Annotated in this window: 19 protein-coding genes; 10 read left to right on the forward strand and 9 right to left on the reverse strand. The window is 65.3% G+C overall.

Annotation, left to right across the window (positions count from 1 at the left end):
* Positions 1–103: 103 nt before the first annotated feature.
* The 7 genes from Q7514_RS15340 to Q7514_RS15370 all read left to right on the forward strand — a co-directional run bounded on the left by Q7514_RS15340 (position 104) and on the right by Q7514_RS15370 (position 9,512).
* Positions 104–1,915, forward strand: a complete 1,812-nt coding sequence (locus tag Q7514_RS15340; protein WP_330134264.1) for a multicopper oxidase family protein — start codon at positions 104–106, stop codon at positions 1,913–1,915.
* On the forward strand, positions 1,912–3,087 hold the full coding sequence (locus Q7514_RS15345; RefSeq protein ID WP_330134126.1) for an alpha/beta hydrolase: 1,176 nt from the start codon (positions 1,912–1,914) through the stop codon (positions 3,085–3,087). The genes Q7514_RS15340 and Q7514_RS15345 overlap by 4 nt, the downstream gene beginning before the upstream one ends.
* Positions 3,084–4,358, forward strand: coding sequence for an oxygenase MpaB family protein (locus Q7514_RS15350; protein WP_330134127.1), 1,275 nt, complete (start codon positions 3,084–3,086; stop codon positions 4,356–4,358). Before Q7514_RS15345 ends, Q7514_RS15350 begins: the two co-directional genes overlap by 4 nt.
* 22 nt (positions 4,359–4,380) lie before the next feature.
* Positions 4,381–5,436, forward strand: coding sequence for a lipocalin-like domain-containing protein (locus Q7514_RS15355; RefSeq protein ID WP_330134128.1), 1,056 nt, complete (start codon positions 4,381–4,383; stop codon positions 5,434–5,436).
* Complete coding sequence (gene hmgA, locus Q7514_RS15360) at positions 5,433–6,734, forward strand: homogentisate 1,2-dioxygenase (RefSeq protein ID WP_330134129.1); 1,302 nt, start codon at positions 5,433–5,435, stop codon at positions 6,732–6,734. The genes Q7514_RS15355 and hmgA overlap by 4 nt, the downstream gene beginning before the upstream one ends.
* A 9-nt stretch (positions 6,735–6,743) precedes the next feature.
* Positions 6,744–8,228: an aldehyde dehydrogenase family protein gene (locus tag Q7514_RS15365; protein WP_330134130.1), complete on the forward strand. Its 1,485-nt coding sequence runs from the start codon at positions 6,744–6,746 to the stop codon at positions 8,226–8,228.
* A gap of 105 nt (positions 8,229–8,333) precedes the next feature.
* Complete coding sequence (locus Q7514_RS15370) at positions 8,334–9,512, forward strand: CaiB/BaiF CoA transferase family protein (RefSeq protein WP_330134265.1); 1,179 nt, start codon at positions 8,334–8,336, stop codon at positions 9,510–9,512.
* 34 nt (positions 9,513–9,546) lie between these two features.
* Here the strand turns inward: Q7514_RS15370 and Q7514_RS15375 are convergent, their stop codons facing one another.
* Positions 9,547–11,031 carry an aldehyde dehydrogenase family protein gene (locus tag Q7514_RS15375; RefSeq protein ID WP_330134131.1) on the reverse strand — a complete coding sequence of 495 codons (1,485 nt, stop codon included), beginning with the start codon at positions 11,029–11,031 and terminating at the stop codon, positions 9,547–9,549.
* Positions 11,032–11,194: 163 nt separating this feature from the next.
* Here Q7514_RS15375 and Q7514_RS15380 point away from each other — a divergent pair, with 163 nt between their 5' ends.
* Entirely contained in the window at positions 11,195–12,328 is a 1,134-nt protein-coding gene (locus tag Q7514_RS15380; RefSeq protein WP_330134132.1) for a nitronate monooxygenase, read from the forward strand.
* A gap of 56 nt (positions 12,329–12,384) precedes the next feature.
* Here the strand turns inward: Q7514_RS15380 and Q7514_RS15385 are convergent, their stop codons facing one another.
* From Q7514_RS15385 to Q7514_RS15420, 8 genes are read right to left on the reverse strand one after another with little or no spacing between them, the layout of a single operon-like run.
* Positions 12,385–13,596, reverse strand: a complete 1,212-nt coding sequence (locus tag Q7514_RS15385; RefSeq protein ID WP_330134133.1) for an MlaD family protein — start codon at positions 13,594–13,596, stop codon at positions 12,385–12,387.
* The gene (locus tag Q7514_RS15390) at positions 13,593–14,687 is read right to left on the reverse strand and encodes an MCE family protein (protein WP_330134134.1); all 1,095 of its coding nucleotides are present in this window, start codon (positions 14,685–14,687) and stop codon (positions 13,593–13,595) included. Before Q7514_RS15390 ends, Q7514_RS15385 begins: the two co-directional genes overlap by 4 nt.
* Positions 14,684–15,913 carry an MCE family protein gene (locus Q7514_RS15395; RefSeq protein ID WP_330134135.1) on the reverse strand — a complete coding sequence of 410 codons (1,230 nt, stop codon included), beginning with the start codon at positions 15,911–15,913 and terminating at the stop codon, positions 14,684–14,686. The genes Q7514_RS15390 and Q7514_RS15395 overlap by 4 nt, the downstream gene beginning before the upstream one ends.
* Positions 15,910–16,911, reverse strand: a complete 1,002-nt coding sequence (locus Q7514_RS15400; RefSeq protein WP_330134136.1) for an MCE family protein — start codon at positions 16,909–16,911, stop codon at positions 15,910–15,912. The genes Q7514_RS15395 and Q7514_RS15400 overlap by 4 nt, the downstream gene beginning before the upstream one ends.
* 14 nt (positions 16,912–16,925) lie before the next feature.
* A complete protein-coding gene (locus Q7514_RS15405; RefSeq protein ID WP_330134137.1) occupies positions 16,926–17,942 on the reverse strand; it encodes an MlaD family protein in 1,017 nt (338 codons plus the stop codon).
* Complete coding sequence (locus tag Q7514_RS15410; protein WP_330134138.1) at positions 17,939–19,111, reverse strand: MCE family protein; 1,173 nt, start codon at positions 19,109–19,111, stop codon at positions 17,939–17,941. Before Q7514_RS15410 ends, Q7514_RS15405 begins: the two co-directional genes overlap by 4 nt.
* Positions 19,112–19,115: 4 nt before the next feature.
* Positions 19,116–19,976, reverse strand: coding sequence for an MlaE family ABC transporter permease (locus tag Q7514_RS15415; RefSeq protein WP_408016100.1), 861 nt, complete (start codon positions 19,974–19,976; stop codon positions 19,116–19,118).
* Entirely contained in the window at positions 19,973–20,752 is a 780-nt protein-coding gene (locus tag Q7514_RS15420; protein WP_330134139.1) for an MlaE family ABC transporter permease, read from the reverse strand. Before Q7514_RS15420 ends, Q7514_RS15415 begins: the two co-directional genes overlap by 4 nt.
* A gap of 211 nt (positions 20,753–20,963) precedes the next feature.
* Between Q7514_RS15420 and Q7514_RS15425 the strand changes: the two genes are divergently transcribed.
* Both Q7514_RS15425 and Q7514_RS15430 read left to right on the forward strand, forming a co-directional pair.
* Positions 20,964–22,892 carry an ML domain-containing protein gene (locus Q7514_RS15425; RefSeq protein ID WP_330134140.1) on the forward strand — a complete coding sequence of 643 codons (1,929 nt, stop codon included), beginning with the start codon at positions 20,964–20,966 and terminating at the stop codon, positions 22,890–22,892.
* Entirely contained in the window at positions 22,889–24,754 is a 1,866-nt protein-coding gene (locus Q7514_RS15430; RefSeq protein WP_330134141.1) for a glycosyltransferase, read from the forward strand. The genes Q7514_RS15425 and Q7514_RS15430 overlap by 4 nt, the downstream gene beginning before the upstream one ends.
* The last annotated feature ends 1 nt before the right edge of the window (position 24,755 follow it).

The raw sequence follows: 24,755 nt of genomic DNA on the forward strand, positions 1-24,755 counted from the left end.
ACGCGACGAGGTCTTGTCCAAACCATACCGTATGGTACTGTGAGGCTCGTCACGATACGTCGTGTGCTTGTCAATCGGGCGAAAGTCGACACGGAAACGCATGATGCAAAGAATCAGTCGCAGAGCACTTCTCGCGGGTATGGCCTTGGGGGCCGGTGCGGGGGTCTCATTGCTCGGTGGGGCGCGTGCTCTCGCCGACGGGCCGGACATCTCGGCTCCGCCGCTGTTCCACTCTCCGCGACTCGAGCCGTTCGTCGACGAACTGCCCATTCTGCCGCGCATAGACAGCGCAACGGTGTCGATCGACGCAACGACCACGACGCACAGCTTTCACCGCGACCTCGCCCCGGGGCCCGCCCTCGCCTACGGCGGCCTCGGCTACCTCGGGCCTGTCGTCGTCGCGAGGCGCGGACGTGAAACTACGATCGAATACCGCAACCGGGTCACGTCCCATCCGTTTGCGGCCGACTTCGACACCTCGCTGCACGGACTCGGTGAACACGACCGCACCGCGGTCCCCACATCGATGCACCTGCACGGCGGTGTCACACCGCCGGCGTTCGACGGCCACCCGCAACAGATCTCACGTCCCGGCCAGGGCTACACCTACCGGTTTCCGAACCAGCAGGACGCCACGACGATGTGGTACCACGACCACGCGATGGCCGTCACTCGGCTCAACGTCTACGCGGGTCTCGCGGGGCTGTATCTGCTGCGCGACGAATACGACACCGGCGAGTCCGGCAACCCACTCGGCCTGCCCACGGGCGCACACGAACTCGACCTCGTCCTGCAGGAGAAGATCGTGAACAGCGATGGGGCGCAGAGTATCCGCTCAACTCCCATCGTTCCGCAGGGGCGATGGGAAGGAGGAGCCGTCGGCGACGTGGGCGTCGTCAACGGCAAGATCTGGCCCGAAGCCCGAGTCGACCGTGGCCTCTACCGGATGAGACTGCTCAACGCGGCCTCGTTCAGTATCTGGGACCTGCACTTCTCCGACGGCATGCAGTTCTGGGTGATCGGGATGGAAGGCGGCCTGATGGATGCCCCCTTCCGTACCGACCATGTGCGGCTTTCGCCGGGTGAGCGCGTCGACATCCTTGTCGACTTCAGCGCCCTCGAACCCGATTCGACTGTCGAACTGCGCAACACCGAGCCCGCCGCGCCGCAGGCCGCGCAGATCGGCGCCGTCCTGATGCCGGTGTTCATGCGCTTCCGCGTCGGGAACGAACTCGGCTTCACCGGCCCCGTCCCGGAGACGTTGCGAGGCGGAACCGGACAACCCCCGGTGGTGGGCCCGATTCCGGTGCCGCAGACGGTGCGCAATGTGTCGCTGAGCCAGCCATCGGAAGTACGGCTGCCCCCGTCGATCATGTCGCTCAACAACCTCACGTTCGACAGCGACGACATCGAGATGCCCAGGCAGGGCACGATCGAGCAGTGGAACATCGTCAACGCGACCCCTGATCCGCACCCGGTCCACCTGCACCTCGTGCACTTCCGAGTTATCGGGCGTCAGGCGATCGACACTCTCGCGATGTGTGCGCGGCAGCCGCAGGGGCCCCTCGGCATCAAATGGACCCCCGACGCCGACCCGTTCGTCGTCGAATCGCTTCGGGGTCCCGAGCCGTGGGAGACCGGCTTCAAGGACACGGTGATCTGCGACCCGAACTCGGTCACGCGCATCGTGGTGTACTTTCCGACTGCCGACGAGCTCGGCTTCGACCCCGACGCGACATTCCCGGCCACCGTGGACACGTTCGACGAACACGCATCCGGCGATCATGCGCACGCGAGGTCGCACCACACTGACCACGACACGCAGGGCAGCGAACTCCAAGGCTACGTGTGGCACTGCCACATCCTCGACCACGAAGATCACGACATGATGCTCGAATATCGGACGGTGCAATGACTTACGAATCGGTAGTAGATGGGCCGATCGACCACTTCCAGCGCATTCCCTACGAACCTGCATCCGACGGCCGCGTCGAGATGCACTCCGGCCTGAGCCGGCACTATCCGACGCTTCACGGAAATCTCGTCGCCGCGCCAGGATACTCACGGAAGGTAGGGGTGATCATGTGTCACCCCGCATCGAACTTCCTGAGTCATTTCCTGCTCCGCGCGATCGCGAAGGCGGGCATCCCGGCAATGGGGCTCAACACTCGGTATGCGTCGAACGAGCCGGCTCTGATCATGGAACGCGCGGCGTTCGACCTCGGCACCGGTGTCCGGTGGATGGCCGAGGAGCTCGGCTTCGAGAAGGTGGTGCTGCTGGGTTTCAGCGGCGGCGGCTCGCTCGCGTCCTTCTATCAGTCGCAGGCCGAGAACCCCACCGTCACCGAGACGCCCGCCGGCGACCCGGCCTCGTTCCTCGACGCGAAGCTCCGGCCCGCCGATGCGGTGATGCTCGTCGGCGCACACCCCGGACGCGCGAGAGTGCTGCGGCACTGGATCGACGGCGCAGTCCACGACGAAACCGACCCGTACAGTGTCGATCCCGAACTCGATCTGTATGCACCAGGTCGCACCGCGCCGCTCGACCGCGACTGGGTTGCCCGCTACCGCGAGGCTCAGCTCGCGCGGATGCGCCGCATCGATGCGTGGGCGCTCGACCAGCTCGACGAGATGAATCGCACCGGCGCATCCGACCGGGGTTTCGTCGTGCACCGCACGGTGGCCGATCCGCGCTTCGTGGACCCCACCCTCGACCCCAGCGACCGCGAGCTGGGCAGCATGTACGGCGACCCCGCTGCCGCGAACACCGCGGCAGGTGGGCTCGCCCGGTTCGTGACGGTACGCAGTTGGCTCAGCACGTGGAGTTCCGATCGCACCCACGCCGACGCCCTCGCAGATCTCGAGCACGTCGACGCGCCCGCGATGGTGATGAGTTTGCTCGGCGATCAGGCCGCGTTCGCGGAGGATTCGAGGCTGATGCACCGGGCGCTGGGCGGCGACACCGAGTTGATCGAAATGCGCGGACTCAATCATTACCTGGTGGACCAGCCGGGTGGTCTCGACGACGTCGTCGGCCGCATCGCCGGTTGGATCCGCTGCACCGTCCTCGAGGAGGCACAGGCATGACCGAGGCACCCGACACGAAGACTGCTCCGGCACGGGACCGATGCCCGAGTCGATTCCCCTACTGGCAGGCAGTCGAAAGGCCGGGGGTGGTCCGCGTCCGGAACCTCATCCGCGCGATCACGGGTTTCGACATGCTGCACGACGACGCTACAGCGCGCGCCCTGTGCAACGATCTCTTCAGCGGCGATCCCACTGCGGAACGGTTCGTCAGCGAGGTCTATCACGGTGACCTCGGTCCGAAGAAGGCCCGGGAGCTGCTCGACACCGCGTTGACCGACGGAATCGACGCCGTGCCGGATGCACCGGAGGCGATGAAGGCACTGTTCGACGAGTTCGAGACCGTCCCCGGCTGGGTGCGGCCCGAACTCGTCGAAGAAGGCGCGAAGATCTGGCGACGCTGGGGCACCATGCTGTTCAGCTTCGCAGGCGCCGAGACCCTCGAGATCTACACGGAATCCGCTGTCGCGACACCGTTGTCGCTTGCCGGTGGGTACGCGGGCGACAACGCGCTGCGTCGCTATCTCGAAACCTGCCGATTCTGGTGCGACGTCTCCGAGCCCGGCGCGCTGCTCACCCCGGGGTCGGTGGGGCGCGCGACCGCGCTCAAGGTTCGTGTGATGCACGTGTCGGTACGCGAGCGGGTCGCGAAACACGCCGAGTGGGACGAGGAGAAGTGGGGGCTGCCGATCAGCCAGACCTACATGTTGCTCACCCTCATCGCAGGCAGCCTCACCCCGGGGCTCGCTTTGTGGACCCTGGGCTACCAGACCACACCGCGAGAAATACTCGCGCTCATCCACTTCCAGAAGTACATGGGATACCTGCTCGGTGTGCGTATCGACTGGTATCCGGAGACGATCGGCGACAGCATCCGTACGCTGCTCACCACCGTCGTGTCCCGGTCCTACGACTCGGGCGAACACGGCAAGGAACTGATCGAGTCGTACCCGAATGCGTTCGCACCCCGCGACGGCCAACGAGGATTCGAGCGGCTCCGCGCGGCATACAACTTCCGGATCAACTCCGTCTACTCGGCGATCTTCATGGGTCCGGGTACACGTCGCAAATACTCGATGCCGAAGGTCATTCCGTGGCTAGTCATCCCGATCGTGCGATTCCCGCTCATCACCGCGATGGAACTCATGCGGCGCCTTCCGGGGATCGCCGGAGTGCACGAGAAGATCATGGTCGCTCATCGCGAGAACTGGTACCGAGCCCAAATGAGCGGGCGAGAAGCGCAATTCGACGCATGTGGCGCACTGCGGCGCTGAACACCCACATATCGGAGGAACCATGGCGGCACTACAGATCGTCGAGGCCTGGAACGGTCCCGGTCGACGCGACGGCGAGATCACCGAGGTCGTACCGAGCGACAACGGTGCTCACCCATCGACCGACAAACACGCATTCGAACACTGGTACTTCGATGCGCATCTCGACGACGGCCGCATCGTCGTCGCGATGCTGCAGACCAGGGAGTTGGTGCACCGCAAGCCCGGCGTCGAGATCCACGTCTACAGCGCCGACGGTCAGCGCCGCGAAGCCATCAAGCAGTATTCCGACGCAGACCTCACCGTGTCGGCGGAGCGGTGCGACGTCGAGGTCGGCCGCAGCTTCGCGAAGCTGACCGGTGAGGAAGACGGACTGCCCGTCTACCACGTGGCGGTGGCCGAGGACGACCTCGCCTTCGACCTCACCTTCACCGCCGAGGTGCCGCCGTGGATGCCGGGCCGCGGACAGACCAGCTACAACGATCGCGAGTTCTTCGCGTGGGTCGTCGGCGCACCGCGCGCACGTGTCGCGGGAACGGTGACGGTCGACGGGGCCACCACGGAGGTGACCGGCCGCGGTTACCACGACCACAACTGGGGCGTGGGCGACATGAAGCGGATCATCTCCAAGTGGTACTGGGGCCGCCTCTACACCGACGATTTCTCACTTGTCTATGCGATGGTGCAGACGCAGAAGAAGTACGGGGAGCACTGGTCGCAGCCGGTGATGATCGCGCAGGGACGTGAGGTGGTGCTCAGCAACGGCGAGGTCGAAATGACGGAGGGCCCCGCGGTCTACGACCCGGTCGCCGACCGCACGTACCCGTCATGGCTGCGGATCAAGGTCGCCGACGCATTCGATCTGACTCTGACGGTCCGCGAAATCGTCCATGCCCACAATCTCCTCGAGGATATCCCCGTCGCATCGAGCAAGCTCGTCAAGCCGATCGTGAACTGGCTCGTCGGCCGACCGGGCTACTTCCGGTTCCGCTCCGACTTCACCATGACCGTGACCATCGACGGAGAACAATACGACCGTTCGGGCTCGACGTTGCACGAGATGGTCGCCCTGACATGACGGTCGACCTCGAGTACCTGCACGGGTTCGGCAACGAACACCACAGCGAGGCGGTCGACGGTGCATTGCCGTGGGGGCAGAACTCGCCGCAGCGGGCCCCGCACGGATTGTACGCCGAGCAGCATTCCGCGACCGCGTTCACCGAGCCGCGCGAGATCAACACGAGGAGTTGGACCTACCGGATCATGCCGTCGGCCGCACACCGGCCGTTCGAGCGGGCCGACGATCGCGGATGGGTGTCTGCGCCATCGGCCGCGACGGTGCTGACACCGAACAGGTTGCGGTGGGACCCGCAACCCGCGCCGGCGGCCGGGGTGGACTTCGTCGACGGCATCACGACCTACGCCGTCAACGGCGACGTGCATGCCCGGACGGGTATAGCCATACACCTGTATTCGTTGTCGGCGTCGATGACCGACCGGTACTTCGTCGACGCCGACGGCGAGTTGCTGTTCGTCCCGCAGCACGGTGGGCTGCTGCTGTGCACCGAATTCGGCAGGATCGCGGTCTCGCAGGGGGAGATCGCGGTCGTCGGACGGGGCGTGCGGTTCCGGATCGAGCTCCTCGACGACACGGCAGTCGGGTACGTGTGCGAGAACTACGGGGCGGCCTACCGGCTCCCGGAACTCGGACCGATCGGCGCCAACGGACTCGCGCACGCGCGCGACTTCCTCTATCCCACAGCGTGGTACGAGGAACGCGTCGGGCCGGTCGAGTTGGTGCAGAAGTTCGGCGGCCACCTGTGGACGACCGACCTCGACCACTCGCCCCTCGACGTCGTCGCATGGCACGGAACGCACGGCGCCTACAAGTACGATCTCGCCCGATTCAACGCGATGACGACAGCGGGTTGGGATCATCCGGACCCGTCGATCTTCACCGTCCTCACCTCGCCGACTCCTGTCGCGGGGCAGGCCAACGTCGACTTCTGTGTTTTTCCCGATCGGTGGGTGGTCGGTGAACACACCTTCCGGCCACCACATTTCCACCGCAATGTGATGACCGAGTTCATGGGCCTGATCCGTGGGCGACACGATTCGAAAGCCGAAGGGTTCGTGCCCGGTGGGGCGTCGCTGCACAACCAGTGGGGTGCACACGGACCCGATCGGGAGATCTTCGATCTCGCGTCCGCCGCCGAACTTTCGCCGGTGAAGCTCGAGAACACGATGTCGTTCATGTTCGAAACCCGCCTCGCCCTCGCCGTCACCGAGACCGCCTTCAACGCATCCCATCGCCAGCGCGACTACGACTCGTCATGGTCCGGACTGGAACGCCGCTTCACCCCACCCTCGAAGTAGGAGCCCTTCATGACCGACACCGCAGCTCCCGTTACTCCCGCGACGGTCGTTGTGCCGGACACACTTCTGCGCATCGGTGGCCGGGCGGTTCCCGCGCGGTCCGGCGAGAAGTTCTCGTCGATCAACCCGGCAACCGAAGAAATCGTCGCCGAGATCGCGCGCGGCGGAGCCGCCGACATCGACGCCGCTGTCGACGCCGCCCGCGACACGTTCGACTCGGGTGCGTGGTCGCGGATTGCCGGTGCAGAACGAGGCCGGATCCTCTCGCACGCTGCCGATCTGATCGAACAGCACGCTCCCGAACTGTCGGCACTCGAGACCGCGGAGATGGGCAAGCTGTACGCCGATACCGTCGCGGGCGACATTCCTGCCGCGGCCGCATCGTTCCGGCACTACGCGGGCTGGGCCGACAAGATCGCCGGCGAGGCGATGATCCTTCCGGATGTCGGGCCGCAGCATCGCTTCGGCTTCACTCTCCGTCAGCCGCTCGGTGTGGTCGGTGCAATCACGCCGTGGAACAACCCGACCGTGGTTGCGGCGTGGAAGATCGCGCCGGCGCTCGCAGCGGGGTGTTCCGTCGTCGTCAAGCCCGCCGAGGATGCGTCGCTCGCGGTGCTGAAACTCGCCGATCTGCTTGCGGAGGCCGGCGTGCCCGGTGGCGCGTTCAACGTCGTCCCCGGTCTGGGACCGGAGGCCGGAGCCGCGCTTGCCTCACACCGGGGCATCGACAAGATCACCTTCACCGGCAGCCCCGCCGTCGGCAAGACCATCACGTCGCTTGCAGGTGAGAAGTTCCGCAAGGTCACGCTGGAGCTGGGCGGCAAAGCCCCGCAGCTGATCTTCCCCGACGCAGACCTCGAAGCCTCGCTGCCGTGGATCGCGATGGGCAACTTCTACCACCAGGGACAGGTGTGCGCCGCGGGCACGCGCGTGATCGTGCACGAATCCATCGCCGACCGGGTCATCGAGGGACTCGTCGAATTCGCCCGCGCCGCCGTGATCGGCGACCCGTTCGACGCCGGCACTACCCAGGGCACGATCGTCAACCGCAAGCAGCTCGACCGCATCCTCGGGTACATCGAGAAGGGCCGCAACGAGGGCGCCGAACTGCTCACCGGCGGCGCACGCGTAGGGGAGAAGGGCTTCTTCGTCCAGCCCACTGTCTTCCGCGGCACCAACGACCTGACGATCGCACGCGAGGAGATCTTCGGACCCGTCGCCACCGTCATCACGTTCAAGGCCACGGAGGAAGCGGTCCGGCTCGCGAACGCGACGCAATACGGTCTCAATGCCTTCATCTTCAGTCAGAACCTCTCGACCGTGCACAGCGTGATTCCTCGGCTGCGTGTCGGCACGGTGTGGGTCAATGGTTGGGGTGTGCCGGATCCGGCACTACCCTGGGGTGGTCGCGACGCGAGCGGTATCGGGCGTGAGCTCGGACGCCGCGGCCTCGAGGCATTCACCGAGGAGAAGACGGTTCACCTCGGTTACTGACCGGACAGAAATGGACAACACCGAGTGACGGACGCGGATACACGGAGTGAGTTTGCAGACCAGACCACCGCAGAGCAGACCACCGGCAGGGGAGCGCTCGGGGAGATCAGGGTGCTCGAACTGGGCACTCTGATCGCCGGGCCTTTCGCCGGTCGACTGCTCGGCGACATGGGAGCCGACGTCATCAAGGTCGAGGACCCGAAGCGCCCCGACCCGCTGCGCACGTGGGGGCAGGGGGAGCGGGACGGTCATCGGTTCTTCTGGACCGTGCATGCCCGCAACAAGCGGTGTATCACCCTCGACCTGCGGTCGCCCGACGGGCAGGACCTCTTCCGTCGGCTGGTCGCCGAATCCGACGTCATCGTCGAGAACTTCCGTCCCGGCACCCTCGAGAAGTGGGGCCTCGGCTACGACGTGCTCTCCGAAGTCAATCCGGGGATCGTCCTCGCACGTGTCTCGGGGTACGGGCAGACCGGCCCCAAGGCAACGCAGGCCGGATACGCCTCGGTCGCGGAGGCGGAAAGCGGTCTGCGGCATCTGAACGGCTATCCGGGGCAGGCTCCGCCGCGACTCGCGTTGTCTCTCGGCGACACCCTCGGCGGCATGTTCGCCGTCCAGGGTGTGCTCGCAGCGCTGCTGAGTCGCGAACGGACGGGCCGCGGTCAGATCGTCGATGTGGCGCTGACCGAAGCGTGCCTGGCAGTCCAGGAGTCGGTCATTCCCGATTACGACGCTGCCGGCGTGGTGCGCGGTCCGTCCGGTACGCGGCTCGAGGGCATCGCGCCGTCGAATCTGTATCGCACCTCCGACGACATGTGGATCGTCATCGCCGCCAACCAAGACACCGTCTTCCGGCGTCTGTGCGCGGCGATGGACCGTCCCGAACTGGCCGACGACGCACAGTTCGCCGACCACCTGGCGCGCGGCGTCAATCAGGACGAACTCGACGAGATCATCGGCGCATGGGCGGCGAAGTGGCCCCTCGCGGAACTGCTCGAACATCTTTCGGCTGCCGGTGTCGTTGCGGGGCCCGTCAACACCGTCGCCGAGGTGGTCGCCGACGAGCAGTTCCAGGCGCGCGACATGCTGGTGCCTCACCGCGACGAACGCACCGGCGACGATGTTCTCGGGCCCGGTGTGGTGCCGCGCCTGACGGGCACTCCGGGATCGGTGCGTCGCGCCGGTCCGCCGATCGCCGGCTACGACAACGCTGCCGTCTACGGCGACCTGCTGGGCGTGACCGACGGCGAGCGGGCCGATCTGCGTGAGCGAGGTGTCATCTAGCAGCGGTGTCGTCCGAGTAGATTGGGCTCCTCGTTCAGCCCGGCAGGCCGATCGTCTTGATTTCGAGGTACTCTTCGAAACCCTGCGTGCCGTTGCGTCGGCCGAGGCCACTCTGTTTGGTCCCACCGAACGGGCTGGTGATTCCGAAGAAGGATTTTCCGTTGACGGTGACACTGCCGGTGCGCATGCGCCTGGCGACGGCCAGTGCTCGATCATTGTCGGCGCTACTCACCTCCCCGGACAGTCCGTAGATCGAGTTGTTGGCGATGGCAATGGCTTCGTCGTCGGTGTCGTAGGCGGTCACGGTCAGGACCGGGCCGAAGATTTCCTCCTGCGCGACGCGGGAGTCGGGATCGACGTTTCCCAGCAGCGTCGGCTGAGTGTAGTAGCCCGTGGGCAGGTTCTCTGGAATGCCACCGCCGGTGATGAGGGTCGCGCCGGATTCGACACCGTCGGTGATCAGGCCGAGTACCTTCTGACGCTGGGTTTCGCTGATCTGCGGACCCTGCATGTTGCCGGCCACCCACGGGTCGCCCACGGGGAACGATTCCATGGTGGCCTTCAGGACCGCGATGCCTTCGTCGTAGCGGCTGCGTGGTAACAGGATCCGGCTGGGCAGGATGCAGCTCTGGCCCGACATGACGCATGCCATCACGGCTGCCATCGGGAGGGAGGCGCTGACGTCGGCGTCGTCGAGCACGATGTGGGCGGATTTTCCGCCGAGTTCGAGCATCGTCTTCTTGACCGTGGGTGCGGCAGCGGCCAGGATGGCTCGTCCGGTCGCGGTAGACCCGGTGAACGTGATCATGTCGACCCGTGGATCCGACGACAGTGCCGCGCCCACCTCGTTGGCGTTCGACAGCACGACGTTGAAGACGCCGGGCGGGATATCGGTCTCCTCGGCGACGATCCGTCCCAGTTCGCTGCCGGACCACGGGGTGAGCTGTGCAGGCTTGAGTACGACGGTGTTGCCGGCCATCAGCGCCGGCATCGTCTCGGCGACGTTGAGGTAGAACGGCACGTTCCAGGGTGTGAGCGCGCCGACGACCCCGACGGGGTCGAAGTGCAGGAGCCTGCGCGCCGGGCCCATCACGGTGGGATGCATTCCTGTGTCCTGCAAGTAGTCGAAGCCGCGGCCGTATTCGGCCCAGTGCCTCACCTCGTCGATCGGCTCTTCGATCTGACTTCTGGTCACGCCGATCGGGCACCCGACCTCGGTGACCACGATGCGGCGTAGGCGCTCCATGTTCCGGGTCAGCGCTTCGTGGAGCTGGCCCAGGCAGTGGTAGCGGAATTCGACGTCGCGTGACCATTCGGTCGTGTCGAATGCCCGGCGGGCGGCGCCGATGGCGCGTTCCATGTCGGATACGGTGCCGTCGGTGGCGAGGCCGACGACTTCTTCACTGCCGGGATGGATCACGTCGAATGTTGCGCCGCTGCTGGTGTGTTGTAGTTCGCCGTCGATCAGCATGCGATCGTCGCCGGCCAATATTCCGGTGTCGTCCTGTACTGACGTCATTTCGCTCCGTTCGTTGCGGGTCGGCCAGTTCGAGTGTGCAGTTGTTGTCGCGACACGCCGGGCGGTTTCAGAAAAACTGCACACTCGACATGTTCATTCGGGCACGCTGGCCCTATGGTGGAACTTGTTTCAGTTGTCCGCCGTCTCTTCTCGAGGAGTGCCGATGCACACACCCCTATGCGACCAACTCGGCATCGAGTTCCCGATTTTCGCATTCACCCATTGCCGTGACGTCGTCGTCGCTGTTGCCAAGGCGGGTGGCTTCGGCGTCCTCGGCGCCGTGGGCTTCACGCCCGAGGAGCTCGAAATCGAGCTGAACTGGATCGATGAGCACATCGGCGACCGGCCCTACGGCGTCGACATCGTGATCCCGGGCAAGTACGAGGGCATGGATGCCAACCTGTCCGCCGACGAGCTGACGAAGATGCTGCAGTCGATGGTGCCGCAGGAAACCCTCGAGTTCGCCCGTGGAATCCTCAGCGACCACGGCGTCCCCGTGCCCAAGGACGGGGACGATAACGCGTTGCAACTCCTGGGCTGGACCGAGGCCACCGCCACTCCACAGGTCGAGGTCGCGCTGCAGCATCCGAAGGTCACGCTCATCGCCAACGCGCTCGGCACCCCGCCGGCCGACATGATCGCGCACATCCACGACTCCGGCCGTAAGGTGGCGGCACTGTGCGGTTCCCCGTACCAGGCCCGTAAGCATGCCGATGCCGGAGTCGACATCATCATCGCCCAGGGCGGCGAGGGTGGTGGCCACTGCGGCGAGGTCGGCTCGATCGTGTTGTGGCCGCAGGTCGTCAAGGAAGTTGCTCCCGTTCCGGTGCTGGCTGCCGGCGGAATCGGCAGCGGTGAGCAGATCGCTGCCGCGCTGGCGCTGGGAACGCAGGGCGTCTGGTCGGGTTCACAGTGGCTCATGGTCGAGGAAGCCGAGAACACGGCGGTCCAGCAGGATGCCTACATCAACGCCGGCAGCCGCGACACCGTACGCAGCCGCTCGTTCACCGGCAAACCCTGCCGCATGTTGCGCAACGACTGGACCGAGGCATGGGAGCAGGAAGAGAACCCGAAGCCGCTCGGGATGCCCTTGCAGTACATGGTTTCCGGCATGGCCGTTGCCGCTACGCACAAGTATCCGGACGAATCCGTCGACGTCGCGTTCAATCCGGTGGGTCAGGTCGTCGGTCAGTTCACGAAGGTGGAGAAGACCTCCGCGGTCATCGAACGTTGGGTCCAGGAGTACCTCGACGCGACAGGCACCCTCGAGCGGTTGAACGAGGCCGCAAACGCATAGAGCTCCGCCGGTGCGTGGGTCTGGTAGCGGGAACTACCGAAACTACGCACCGGCGGTCAGCCCGTCGGCGTCATCAGTTCTTCGAGATTCGTCGCCGAACCTCCGCCATCACGACATAACTGGACGGTCGCGGCTCGTCGGCCCGGGTACTCGATGCACGGCATGTTCCTGGCCCCTCGCACCGCAATCGGCGAATCCGCGGGCAGCGTGCAATACAGATCGGGCGGCGTCTCGGGCACATCGAGCTCGGTAGGGGAGCGCCGTTGCTCGGGAGGAAGGAAGCCGTCGATGTACGGCGGCGGATCGTTGTACGAGTTGACGAAGAACGTGTTCTGCGAAGGATTGTCGACGTTCGGCAACCCCGCGGATTGCGTCGACGCCATGATCGACGGGAACAACACCAGCATCTGCTCGAGTGAGGGGCGGTACACGGCCGCAACCTGTTCGACGGTGATCAGGTTCGCGAGCAAGAGCGGCATCGTCGGCTCCATTTCCTCGAACATCGCCTGCACCTGCGCAGCGGCGGGTGCGGCGACGTCGAGCAGAGCGCGAATATCGGCATCGGACTCACGGAGTCGTCCGGTGGTCCCCGCGAGCGCGCTCGCCCATTGCGTGATCGACTCCGATGCCGTGATGTTCGTTTCGAGCAGGGGACCCGCCTGATCGAGCAGCGCCGCGATGGCGGAGGCGCTGTCGGCACCGTCGGCGCTGACGGCCGCAGCCGCGTCGATCAGGGTCCGCAGAGCCTCATCCGATTCACCTACCGCCGTGTAGGTCTCGTTCAGCAGGGTCGCGAGCCGGTCGTTGCCGACGGACTGGAGGGTCTCGTCGAGTTGGTCCAGCGCCTCGGCGATCGGTTCGGGAAGCGTGACCTGCTCAGCCGCAACGACGGCACCGTCGCTCAAATACGGCCCCTCCTCGTTCCCGGGCAGGAACTCGAGGTACTGCTCTCCCACCGCCGACATGCTGCGAATCTGCGCCGGTGCGTCCATCGGTACAGCAACCTCGCTATCGAGCGAGAGTACCGCCTCGGCCCCGGAGGTGGTCATCTCGACATCGGTCACTCGACCTATCTCGATTCCCCGGTAGGTGACATTGGCCGAGGGATACAGACCCGCGGCATCGACGAGTTCGACGCGCACCTCGTACCGTCCGACCCCGAGCAGCTGCGGCAGGTTCACGACCCACACCGCCACCGCCAGTACCGCAGCGATTCCGATCGTGAAGAACACGATCAGCCGGGTGCGCAGAGCTGCGGTGGGACTCATCGGGTCGCCTCCTCGGTGGGTGGAACCAGCAGCGACACGAGGTCGGGAATCGGCCGGCCCGCCCCGGTCAGAGCGCCCTCGAACGGCGTCCCGAGCAGCAGTGCGTTCTCGAGTGTCGGGAGCGTGAGATCGAGGATGACGGTGCCGTTCGCATAGTCACCGCGGACCGCGTTCTTGTAGGTGTCGATCGGGAACGGGAAGGTCAGCAGGTAACGCAGCGACTCGGTCAGCGAATCACCCGTGCCGGCGAGTGCCGCCAGGACGGGCTCGAGGTCGCGCAGATTCGCGACGGCATTGTCGCCGCCGGCCTCGACCACCTCTGTGGCGACGCGACCGAACTGCCCCAGCGAGTCGACGGCCCGCGTCAGATCCTCTCGCTGCTCGTTCAGCACCTCGAGGGTGGGAGCGAGTTGATCGGTGGCGGCCGCGAGCCGCTGGTTGTGTTCGGCGACTTCCGCGGCGAGCGCATCGACGGATTCGATCGCCCCGATTATCCGCTCCTTCTGGTCGTCGAGCCCGGCGAGCACGGTGTCGAGCCGGGTGATCAATGCGCGCGCCGACTCCTGACGTCCGTCGAGTGCGGTGTTCAGTTCACGGCTGATCTCCTGCGCCTGCGCGAGACCCCCGCCGCTGAGCACCAGCGACAGCGACGACAGAGTCTGCTCGGTCGTGGGGAACAATCCCGCCCGGTCGAGTGGAATGACGTCGCCGTCCTCCAGACGACCCTGTGGCGCTTCGGTGGTCGGTGCGTCGAGCTCGACGTGGGCGGAGCCGAGCAGGCTGGTCTGTCCGATCTTCGCGGTTGCGTTGGCGGGTAGTGCGGTACCGGCGTCGAGCATCACCGTCACCACCGCGTGCCCGTCGCCGAGTTGGAGGTCGGCGACCCGCCCGATCGTGACGTCGCCGGTGCGTACGCGCGAATTACGTTCGAGTGTCGTGACATCGGGCATCTCGATACCGATCTCGTACGCGTCGTCTCCCCGGCCGTGGGTGCCTGGCAACTCGAGGGAATTCAGTCCGCGCCATTCGCACCCCGCCACCAGCACGGTGCACATCAGTGCAAGAGCGATCTTCGGCAGTCGTGAGGTCACGGTGCCCCCGGGAGCAGGAGTTCGGTGAGGTCGAGCGGAGGGACCACCGGCGCCGGTGGGGAAGACATCCGCTGGGGCACGAGGTCCGGTTCGGTGTACACCAGCTGATCGGGCAGCGCCCCGACACCGCGAGTGGGATTGATGCGCACGGGCGGATACTCCATCGTGAGCAGCGGCAGGATCGGCCCGAGGTACTGCACGCACAATTCGGATCCTGTGTGCGCATCCACCTGCTCCGCTGCGGCCAACGCCGAGCAGACGAACTGGGCAGGATTCGCGAAGTTCGACAGTGCCAGCGCAGACACCACGGTGTTGTGGGCGGGCTGGTAGATGCTCTGCAGATTCGACAATGCGGTCGGTGCGACGTGCAGGACCTGAGCGATGCCGTCCCGTTGCGTTGCAAGGGTGTCGGTGAGCTCGGCTGCGCGGTCGACGGTGGTGTCGATGTTCTCGCGGTTGTCGCGCACGAAACGTTCGACGTCGACGAGCACGGTGTCGAGGGTGGCGAGTGCGGCACCCATGTCGTCGCGGTTGTCGTCGAGTGTCTGCGTCACGGACGCGAGATGGTTGTGAAGAGAGACGATCCGGTCGCTGCTGAGCGACAGTGCCTCCACGAAGACCTGGAGATTCCCGATGGTGCCGAACAGGTCCTTACGTCCGTCCGAGATGGTGCGCAGGGCAGCGGACAGTTGCTCGAGGGACTCGCGCATTGCCGGGCCGTTCCCCTCGACGTTGGCGGCGGCGGTGTCGAGGACTTCTCCGAGTGGGCCCTGCGGGTCGTCGATGGTGGGTCCGAGTTCGGCCGTCAGTCGGGTGAGTTGTTCGGTGATCTCGTCCCATTCGACGGGCACGGCCGTCCGGTCGAGAGGAACAGCGGCCCCGGGGGAGAGTTCCGGCCCGCCTGTGTACGCGGGGGTGAGCTGTACGAACCGTGCCGAGACCAGTGTCGGGGCGATGATCGCGGCCTGCGCGTCTGCTGGTACGGGCCGCTCGGAGGTGAAGGTCACGAGAACGTGGTCGCCGCGCGGTTCGATATCGGTGACCCGCCCGACCTCGACGCCCATCACCCGCACATCGTCGCCGACGTACAGGCCGCGGCTCGTATCGAACTCGGCGGCGTACTCGACCGACGAACGCCACGGTGAGACCGTGAACGACAGCACCGCGACGATTGCCAGCACGACCAGGGGGATCAGCCAGGTGAGAACGGGACGGAGGCGGGTCATCGACCACCCCCTGCCGGGGCGATGCCCGCTCCTTCGAGTGCCGCAGTGAGCGCGGGTTCGATGACCTGCGCCGGCAGCAGATTCTGGATGTACGAGTTGAAGAACGGGCCTGACGCCACCGCTTCACCGAGTTCGGTCGCGTACGGGCCGAGCCGCTGGATCGCCAAGGCGATGTCGTCGCGGTTGCGGGTGAGGATCTCGAGCACCGAGTTGACCTTCTGGAGTGTCGGTTCCAGCTGTGCTGCGTTGTCGACAATGAGATTCCCGACCTCGACCGACAGCGCCTGCACGTTCGCGAAGAGTGTGTCGAGGGAACTGCGACGACGGTCGAGCTCGGCGAGAATGCGGTCCGCGTCGAGGATCAGCGAATCGATTGCGGTGCTGCGCTCGGCAAGCACTGTCGTGACTTCCTCTGCATGCCGGAGCAGGTCGCGCAGGGATTCGTCGCGGGAGGCGACGGTGTCGGACAGCCGCATGACTCCGTCGAGCGCGGCAGAAACGTCATCGGGGGTGTCGCGCAGGGTATCCGACAGCACGTTCAGGGAGGTCCGCAGCTGTTCGGCATCGAGTTCCGCTGCGGTCTCCGTGAGATCGCCTAGGGCATCGGTGAGCTGATACGGAGCGGTGGTGCGATCGACGTCGATCGTTGTGTCCGGATCGAGGAGGCCCGCACCAGCGGGGCGCACACGCAGGTGTCGCGCGCCGAGCGCGGTGGCCGTGGCGATCTCGACGGTGGTGTCGATGCCGAGAGTGACGTCGTCGGTGACGGTGAACGTGACGGCGACGGCGTCGTGGTCGATTTCGATGTCGGTGACCCGCCCGGCGCCCTTACCGGATACCTGCACGACGTCGCCGGTGTTCAGTCCGCCGGCGTCGACGAACCGCGCGCGGTAGGTGTTTCCGGCGTCGACGAAGGGAAGTGACTGGAGATTCAAGGTGCACAACACCACTACGATGATTGCGGCGGTGCCGACGACACCGACACGAACCTGATTCATTTCGCGGAACTGTGTCATTGCGGTGCGCACCTGCCCGTGGTCTGCCCGAACAGGGGCGAGGTCATGGTGTTGCCGGACGGATCGCTGACCTTGATGAGCATCCCGCACAGGTAGTAGTTGAAGAAGCCGCCGTAGGCGCCGAGCCGGGTGAGTGAGGCATACGCCTCGGGAAGTTCGGTGGCCAGTTGCTCGATGGTGTCGCTGCGAGAGTCGAGCAGTGTTGCCAAATGGCCCGTTTCACGGATCGTCCCCGTCAGTGGCGCGCGTGCCTCGGCGAGCAGCGCCGCGACTTCTGCGCCGGCCGTATCGATGTGGGCGACGGAGTCGGCGAGCAGCGTGCTGTCCTGGGCGAGTTCGGACGCGAGCAGATGCGCACGGTCGAGAGCAGTATCGAATGTGTCGCGGTGTGCCGCAAGGTTTGCCAGAACCGATTCGAGGTTCGCGACGACCTGTCCGACGAGAGCGTCTCGATCGGCGATGCTGGATGTGAGCGACGCCGCGTGCACGAGAATCGATTCCACGGATCCACCCTGGCCCTGCAGTACGGTGATGAGGTCGGCGGACAACTGGTTGACCTGGTCGGGTTCGAGCGCCCGGAACAGCGGCTTGAAACTTCCGATGAGCACGTCGAGATCGAGTGCGGGTTCGGTGCGGTCGGCGCCGATGGTCTCGCCCGGTTCCATCGGGGTGGCGTCGCCCGGGCCGTCGGACAGTTCCACGTATCGGTCGCCCACCAGGTTCAGATAGCGGACGGTGGCGACTGTCGCGCGGGTGGGTGTGTACGACGATTCGACGTCGAACGTGACCTCGATGCGGTTGCCGTCGGTGTAGTCGACGGACGAGACCTTCCCCACCTCGACACCGGATACCCGCACGAACTGGCCGTGTTCGAGTCCCGACACGTCGTCGAAGATCGCTCGAAATTCGGTGGATTCGCCGAATCTGACCTGGCCGAACACGACGAAGAGCCCGCAGAGGATCAGTAGCATCACCGTCGCGTAGATCCCCGCCGCGACTGCCGTCCGTGTCATGACGGTGCTCCGGAGAGCAGTTCGGACAGCGAGTCCGGCACGAACACCGGCGACGTGTTGCCCCGCTCGAACGGATTCGCACCGGTCCGCGCGACAAGGTACGGGGCAGGTGTCCGGTCGGGTGTGACGACCGGCAGCAGCCCGCAGCGAGGTCCACCGGTGGCCTCGACGACCGGCAGGTTCCGTGGGTACTCGTACGGGTCCACACCCAGCAGGAACGTGGAATTGAGCATCATGGTCGCTCCGTTGCCTCCGGATGCCGGTTCGGCGAGTTGACGGGCGCGGTCGGCACCCTGGAAGAAGCAGGGCAGCACCGGGGAGTATTCGTCGAGGAGCGATGCGGTGGGACGCAGCAGGTCGAGGATCTCGACGATTTCCCCGGTGTGTGGGCCGACCACGCGCAGCCCTGCGTCGCTCATGCCGGTGGTGGCGAGGAGAACCTGGTCGAGGTCGTCGGCGCGGTCGACGATCGTGCCGCCGATGACGGCGACGTTGTCGAGGGCATCCACCAGATCGTCTGTGGCACCGGCATATATGTCGGCGGAGGCTTCGGCGGCGGCGAGGTCGCGGTCGATGACGTCGAGCCGCGGTTCGATCTGCGACAGGATGGCGTCGGCATCGTCGATCGCGGCACCGAGGGCGTCGCCGCGTCCGCGAAGCGCGGAGGACACCGCACCGAGAGTGCTGTTGAGCTTCGCAGGGTCGACGGCCTGCAGCACACCCGACAACGACTCGAACACGGTGTTCGTCTCCACTGTGACACTCGAGGCGAGCAGTACAGTGCCGTCGGACAGTCCTGTCGGTCCCGGTACCGGTGGGTCGGTGAGGGTGATGTACTTGGCGCCGAACACGGTGGTGGCACGAATGTCGGCTCCGACCCCGGCCGGGATCCGTGCGGCATCGTCGGGGTCCAGGCTGAGTTCGACGACTGCTCCGGAGGGGGTGTGCACGACGGAAGTGACGGTGCCGACCTGCACTCCGTGCGCCTTGACCATCGATCCGCGTTCGAGCATCAAACCGGCTCTGTCGGTTTCGACGGTGACGGTGATCCCAGGTGTGAACGAGCCTCGGAAGCTGTGGTAGACGAGAAGCAGGACCACGGCGATCATTACGACCAGTGCGGCCGCGACGACTTTCGGTACCCAGGTAGGGGCCTGACCGGCGGGCATCGGATCACCCCGCCAGGTGCAGCTGCCGGCTGCTGCCGTAGAGGGCCAGGGAGATCAGCAGGGTCACGGTGACCACGCCGATCAGTGACATCCGCACGGCGCGTCCCGTTGCGACGCCGACGCCGGATGGGCCGCCGGTGGCGGTGTACCCGTAGTAGCTGTGCACCGTCATCACCACGACAGCCATCGTGATGGCCTGGAAGAACGACCACAGCACGTCGGCGGGGCGCAAGAAGGTGGCGAAATAGTGGTCGTAGACGCCAGGTGACTGGCCGAGCACGACCACCGTCGCGATGCGGCTCGACAGGAACGACGCGAGGACCGACAGCGCGTAGAGGGGGACGACCGCGATGAGGCCCGCGAGAATGCGCGTGCCCACGAGATACGGAATCGAGCGGATCGCCATGACCTCCAGGGCGTCGATCTCCTCGCTGATCCGCATCGCACCGAGCTGCGCGGTGGTGCCGGCGCCGATGGTCGCGGCCAAACCCACTCCGGCGACCACCGGCGCGACCACGCGAACGTTGACGTACGCGGACATGAACCCGGTGAGTGCTTCGACGCCGATGTTGCCGAGTGAGGTGAAACCCTGGACCGCGACGGTGGCGCCTGCGAACAGAGTCAGGAAGCCCATGATCGCGACACTTCCGCCGATCATCGCGAGTACGCCTGTTCCGAGACCGATCTCGGAGACCACGCGCAGGGTTTCGCGTGGGTAGTGGCGTGCGGCGCGGCCGGTCGACGCAAGAGCGCCGACGAAGAATATGACCTGGCGGCCGACGGTGTCGATCCCCCGCGACACGGACCTGGCCGCGCGCTTTCCCGCGAGCGCCCCGCGGCTCATGCTGAGCCCGACGAGGCTCATCGACCCATCACCGCGATCCCGACGGCGGTGAGCAGCATATTGGCGAGGAACAGTGCGACGAACGCGAATACGACGGTTTCGTTGACGGCCTCGCCGACGCTCTTCGCTCCGCCGGTCACCGACAGGCCGCGATAGCACGCGATGAGACCGGCAAGGAGACCGAACACGGCGGCCTTGACCTCGGAGAGCAGGAGCTCCCCGGGCCCCACGAGCAGAGTGACGCCTGCGGCGTAGGCGCCGGGGTCGACGTTCTGCAGCATGACGGAGAAGAAGAATCCGCCGGTCAGGCCGATCGCGCACACCGCGCCGTTGAGCGTGACCGCAACGGCGGTCGAGGCGAGAGCCCGGGGCAGCACGAGTCGTGCGGCGGGGTCGATTCCGAGTACTTCGAGTGCGGCGATCTCGTCGCGGATGGTGCGGGATCCGAGATCAGCGGCAATGGCTGTGGCGCCTGCCCCGGCGACCACGAGAACGGTGACGAGAGGTCCGATCTGGGTGATCGCCCCGAGGCCCGCCCCGGCCCCGCTGAGGTCGCCGGCCCCGATCTCGAGCAGCAGCGAATTGAGGGTGAACACCACGAGCACGGTGAACGGGATCGACATCAACACGGTGGGGACCAGCGACACTCTCGCGATGAACCAGAACTGAGTGAGGAATTCACGCCACTGGAACGGTGCGCGGAACAGCCCGGTGAACGCGTCGAGGGACAGCGAATAGAAACCGCCGAGTGCGCGTGCAACATCCTGCGGTGCCGTGTTTCGGGAAATCGAAACCATCGGTGTTTTCTGCCTCCCCCCACGGATCAGCCACCCGAACTACGGGTTCCGGTGACCATACTCCAGGGTACGGGAGGCGACAAGGGTGTCCGCGCACGTGTGCGCGGCCGTACAGATGGGCTTGCGATATAGGATTTCGGACCGCAACGACAGGCCGTGGCGATTAGGGTTGGGCCCGACAACACCGAATTCGGATCTGTCGAGGGTGGCGATGAGTGACGACGAGCAGAACCACGGCACACCATCTGCTTCGGATGGACCGGATCCGAATCCGGAGGGCAAGGCAGACTCCGAGCGCGCTGAGTACTTCACCGGTGAGAAAGGGCGTACGGTTCCCAAGGCTGCGTGGTGGGTACTTGCGGTGGCACTGGTGATCTTACTGGCATTCTTCCTGGTCAGGCCGGCGTGGTTCACTCGTGACGCGGACGACCACAGTTTGCAGGTGCCTGCAGATCGCCACTTCGTCAAGACCCTCGCCGGATCCGGCCATGCCGACGGCGTCTGGCTGACCGACGATTCGCCCTCGACCAGTTATCTGGTGACATTGCCTGCCGATTCGGGGCGCAGCCAGACGCGTCTCCATCTCGCTGGTACCTCCCAGATACCTGACAACAGCACTGTGTTCCTGTCGGTGTCGATGGATGGGCAGCAGGTGTTCAACAATAAGCTTGCCGCCGGAGACAACGAGATCGAGACCTACATCGACGTGCCCGAACAGATTGCGGCCGACGGCCAGGTTCGTGTTCAGATCCGCGCCGATGGCACCCGGCATGACGAGACCTGCACTCCGGATCATTCCGCCGGTCTGCAGATTCACCTCGATCCCGACTCGATGGTAGAGGCGGCGCTCGACGAACCGATCCACACGGTGCGTGACGCGGTGGTGTCGTGGGATCGCAACGTGACCATCGTCCTGGCCGATCAGGACGTCGAATGGCGCACTGCTGCCGCGCAAATGGGTATCGCGCTCACCCGGGCAGGCCACGAGGTCACCTTCGCGTCGGACGTGCCCGAATCGGATGGACGCAGCACCATCCTGGTCGGTCCGGACGGCGCCCTGCGTGAGGAGGGGTGGGCAGGGCCGGACGACGCGGCCGAAGGAATTGTCGTCGGCAGGCTCTCCGATTCCCCCGTATTGGGGGTCACGACGCCGGACGGCGGGCAGATTTCGCGCTATCTCACAAGCCCCGCTGTCACAACCGCTGATGGTGCAGATGCAGATCCTACAGCGATAACGACTCCACCTCTCGGGGGCGATCGGGTGCCCCTCGAGGCTCTGGGTACCGACACGTCCGTCGGTCAGATCACCGAGACCCGTCGCTGGAGGGCCGGTTACTCCCTCGCCGACCTCCCGGAAGGCCGTTTACCGCAGTCGGTTTCCGCCAACTTTCAGCTCCCGGCTTCGCCCGACGACCTGAGATGGATTCTCAACGTCGACCTCAACGGAACTCTGGTCGCCAGTCGAAACCTCAACGACACCGCGGGAAGGGCGACGGTTCCGCTGCCGCCGGAGCGCCAACTGCTCGAGAACACACTGACGCTGTCTATCGAACGCGACCGTGATCTCGGCGGCTGCGACGTACGCGTGACCAGCTATCCCATCCAATTACAGGCCGACTCCACCCTCGACCTGGGTGCCGACCCCGGAGCCGGCTTCACCTCAGTATCCCGGACTCTGGCACCCGGATTCGCCGTCTACCTTCCCGGCGAGTCCGGCGAGAATGTCGTCGAACAGCTCAACGCGATCATCCCCACGCTCACCAAGTTCACGCCCGCAGACGAGAATCCCGACTTCCGGTGGAACGAAGAGCCGGCAGCCGGGCAGCCGTTCGTTCTCGTCGGCACGGCGCCCGACGTCATTCCGCTCGTCGGCATGACCGACGGTCGGATCGTCGCAGGCCCGGACAACGCCGCACTCGATATTCCGGCGTTCGACAACGGGCTCCTCGTCGAGACGGTGACCAGCGCCGCCGGGTCAGGCGGCGTGATGATCCAGTCTCGAGGCACTATCGGACAGACAGAACTGCCCGACTTCGGGCCCGAGACAGCGCAGGTGATCACTCCGCAAGGCAGCTTCACGATCAACGGCGACGGCACAGTGGGGACCGATACGCCGCCGCGGCAGGATCTCCCACGATGACCCATGTGTCGGAGGGTCGTCCGTCGACCGGGGACAGTGACCACACGGCCATTGCAGATCATTTCCGGTCGGTCGACAGCGCTCCTGCCGACTACGCAGTCAACCGACCTGCCAGTGGTACCAACGGATTCCTGATCACATTCGTCGCCCTTTCCATTCTCGTGATGTGCGTGCGGACTTTCCTGATCCACTCCGGGCTCGCGTACGTGCCCCGCGATCTCGTGTTGTTTCCCGGTGGACGAGGCAACGTCGAATTTCCACTGCGCATGTTCATCGCGCTGTTCTTTCTCACTTACGCCCTGTTCGCGTATTCCAATGGCTGGCGCCGATTGTTCATCGGGGCGAGTCTGCTCGGGAAGTTCGCTGTGTTCTGTCTGGTTGTCGACTTCATCGCTGGTCTACTGCATGAGGTCGGTGTCGTCTCGATCTCGATGTTCGCCGGGCAGATGATCTCCGGACTCGCGGCTTTGGCGATCTTCCCGCACACATTGCTCCGGCAGGCGCAGTTACCCCCGCAAGGACCACTACCGGGCACCGCGGCCCGGATCCCCCTCTCCTCGTTTCTCAAGCTCTCGTGCTGTCTGATCATCTCGATGGTCGGTGCTGCACTGGCGATTCAGGTCTTCTTCCCCGTAGTCGACGTTCTGAAGAGCTGGGCGATCCTGGGCGGCATCGGAGCCGGAGTGTTCCTGATGCAACAGATTCTGGCTTCCACCACTGCGGTACTCGGTTTTCGTGCGCTCGAGAAATCCCGCGAACTCCATTTCTCGCCACCTGCCGCCATTCTGGTGCCGGCGCACAACGAAGCACACAGTATCGGCGCCACCATCTCGTCGGTCGACGAAGGGGCAGCCACATATCCTGGGCGAATCCACCTGTACGTGGTGGATAATGCTTCGAGCGACACCACCCGTGAAGTCGCCGAGGAGGCCCTGCGGGACTGCAGCCACATCACAGGCGAAGTGCTGGACTGTCCCACCCCGGGTAAGGCGATCGCCTTGAACCTGGGCATCGACACCATTCGTGAGGAATTCATCGTCCGCATCGATGCCGATACCGTGATCGGGCCCGGTTGCCTGGAGCACGCGATTCGTCACTTTGCCGAACCCGACGTCGGTTGTGTCGGCGGGATCCCGATGCCCGCGGAAGAGAAGACCTGGATGGACAAGTGCCGCCTCATCGAGGTCTATATGCGACACGGCTTCTTTCAGGTCTCTCTTGACGGATACGACGGGGTGATGGGGATACCGGGTATGTTCGCCGTCTACCGGCGTAGCCAACTTCTCGAAGTCGGCGGCATGGTCCAAGGCATGAACGGCGAAGACACCGACATCTGTATGCGCCTCACCGCGGCCGGGTATCGAAGCGTCGCTGACCCGAACGCCGTGTACTACAGCGAGACCCCCGCTTCTTACGCGCATCTTCTCGAACAGCGCACACGGTGGTTTCGCAGCATTTATCACCTCACTGCGCGCAACCGAGCGATGCTGTTCGATCGGCAGACCATGGTCGGTACCTTCGTTCTCCCCTTCAACCTCGTCAATGCGGCCCGTCGCGCCATGCTGGCCCCATTGATCATGTATGCCGTAGTCGCCGGTGTGGCCTTTCACTCCACTTTCACCGCGATGCGATGGCAACCCATCGTCGCAACACTGCTCGGAATGTCGATGATCATGACCGTCATCGTCTGTCTCATCTGGCGTCCCAGTTCGATCAAGTACATACCGATGTATTTGGGTTTCCGATTGCTACGCAGCTACTTCACGCTCGGTTCGACCTTGAGCCTGATCTATCCGCCCATGCATCCCCGGATCCCACGGAGGGTGCGATTACGTCGGGGCGCGTCCGCTGCTCTGCCTTGAA

It is taken from the genome of Rhodococcus artemisiae, assembly GCF_036327795.1.
Taxonomy (GTDB): Bacteria; Actinomycetota; Actinomycetes; order Mycobacteriales; family Mycobacteriaceae; genus Rhodococcus; species Rhodococcus artemisiae.

Excerpts from the sequence above, each read along its gene's own strand:
- hmgA (WP_330134129.1), top strand. The coding sequence starts at position 5,433 with ATGACGGTCGACCTCGAGTACCTGCACGGGTTCGGCAACGAACACCAC.
- Q7514_RS15365 (WP_330134130.1), top strand. The coding sequence starts at position 6,744 with ATGACCGACACCGCAGCTCCCGTTACTCCCGCGACGGTCGTTGTGCCG.
- Q7514_RS15410 (WP_330134138.1), bottom strand. The coding sequence starts at position 19,111 with ATGCCCGCCGGTCAGGCCCCTACCTGGGTACCGAAAGTCGTCGCGGCC.
- Q7514_RS15380 (WP_330134132.1), top strand. The coding sequence starts at position 11,195 with ATGCACACACCCCTATGCGACCAACTCGGCATCGAGTTCCCGATTTTC.
- Q7514_RS15340 (WP_330134264.1), top strand. The coding sequence starts at position 104 with ATGCAAAGAATCAGTCGCAGAGCACTTCTCGCGGGTATGGCCTTGGGG.
- Q7514_RS15415 (WP_408016100.1), bottom strand. The coding sequence starts at position 19,976 with ATGAGCCTCGTCGGGCTCAGCATGAGCCGCGGGGCGCTCGCGGGAAAG.
- Q7514_RS15420 (WP_330134139.1), bottom strand. The coding sequence starts at position 20,752 with ATGGTTTCGATTTCCCGAAACACGGCACCGCAGGATGTTGCACGCGCA.
- Q7514_RS15405 (WP_330134137.1), bottom strand. The coding sequence starts at position 17,942 with ATGACACGGACGGCAGTCGCGGCGGGGATCTACGCGACGGTGATGCTA.
- Q7514_RS15350 (WP_330134127.1), top strand. The coding sequence starts at position 3,084 with ATGACCGAGGCACCCGACACGAAGACTGCTCCGGCACGGGACCGATGC.
- Q7514_RS15385 (WP_330134133.1), bottom strand. The coding sequence starts at position 13,596 with ATGAGTCCCACCGCAGCTCTGCGCACCCGGCTGATCGTGTTCTTCACG.
- Q7514_RS15395 (WP_330134135.1), bottom strand. The coding sequence starts at position 15,913 with ATGACCCGCCTCCGTCCCGTTCTCACCTGGCTGATCCCCCTGGTCGTG.
- Q7514_RS15345 (WP_330134126.1), top strand. The coding sequence starts at position 1,912 with ATGACTTACGAATCGGTAGTAGATGGGCCGATCGACCACTTCCAGCGC.
- Q7514_RS15400 (WP_330134136.1), bottom strand. The coding sequence starts at position 16,911 with ATGAATCAGGTTCGTGTCGGTGTCGTCGGCACCGCCGCAATCATCGTA.
- Q7514_RS15430 (WP_330134141.1), top strand. The coding sequence starts at position 22,889 with ATGACCCATGTGTCGGAGGGTCGTCCGTCGACCGGGGACAGTGACCAC.
- Q7514_RS15425 (WP_330134140.1), top strand. The coding sequence starts at position 20,964 with ATGAGTGACGACGAGCAGAACCACGGCACACCATCTGCTTCGGATGGA.
- Q7514_RS15355 (WP_330134128.1), top strand. The coding sequence starts at position 4,381 with ATGGCGGCACTACAGATCGTCGAGGCCTGGAACGGTCCCGGTCGACGC.
- Q7514_RS15375 (WP_330134131.1), bottom strand. The coding sequence starts at position 11,031 with ATGACGTCAGTACAGGACGACACCGGAATATTGGCCGGCGACGATCGC.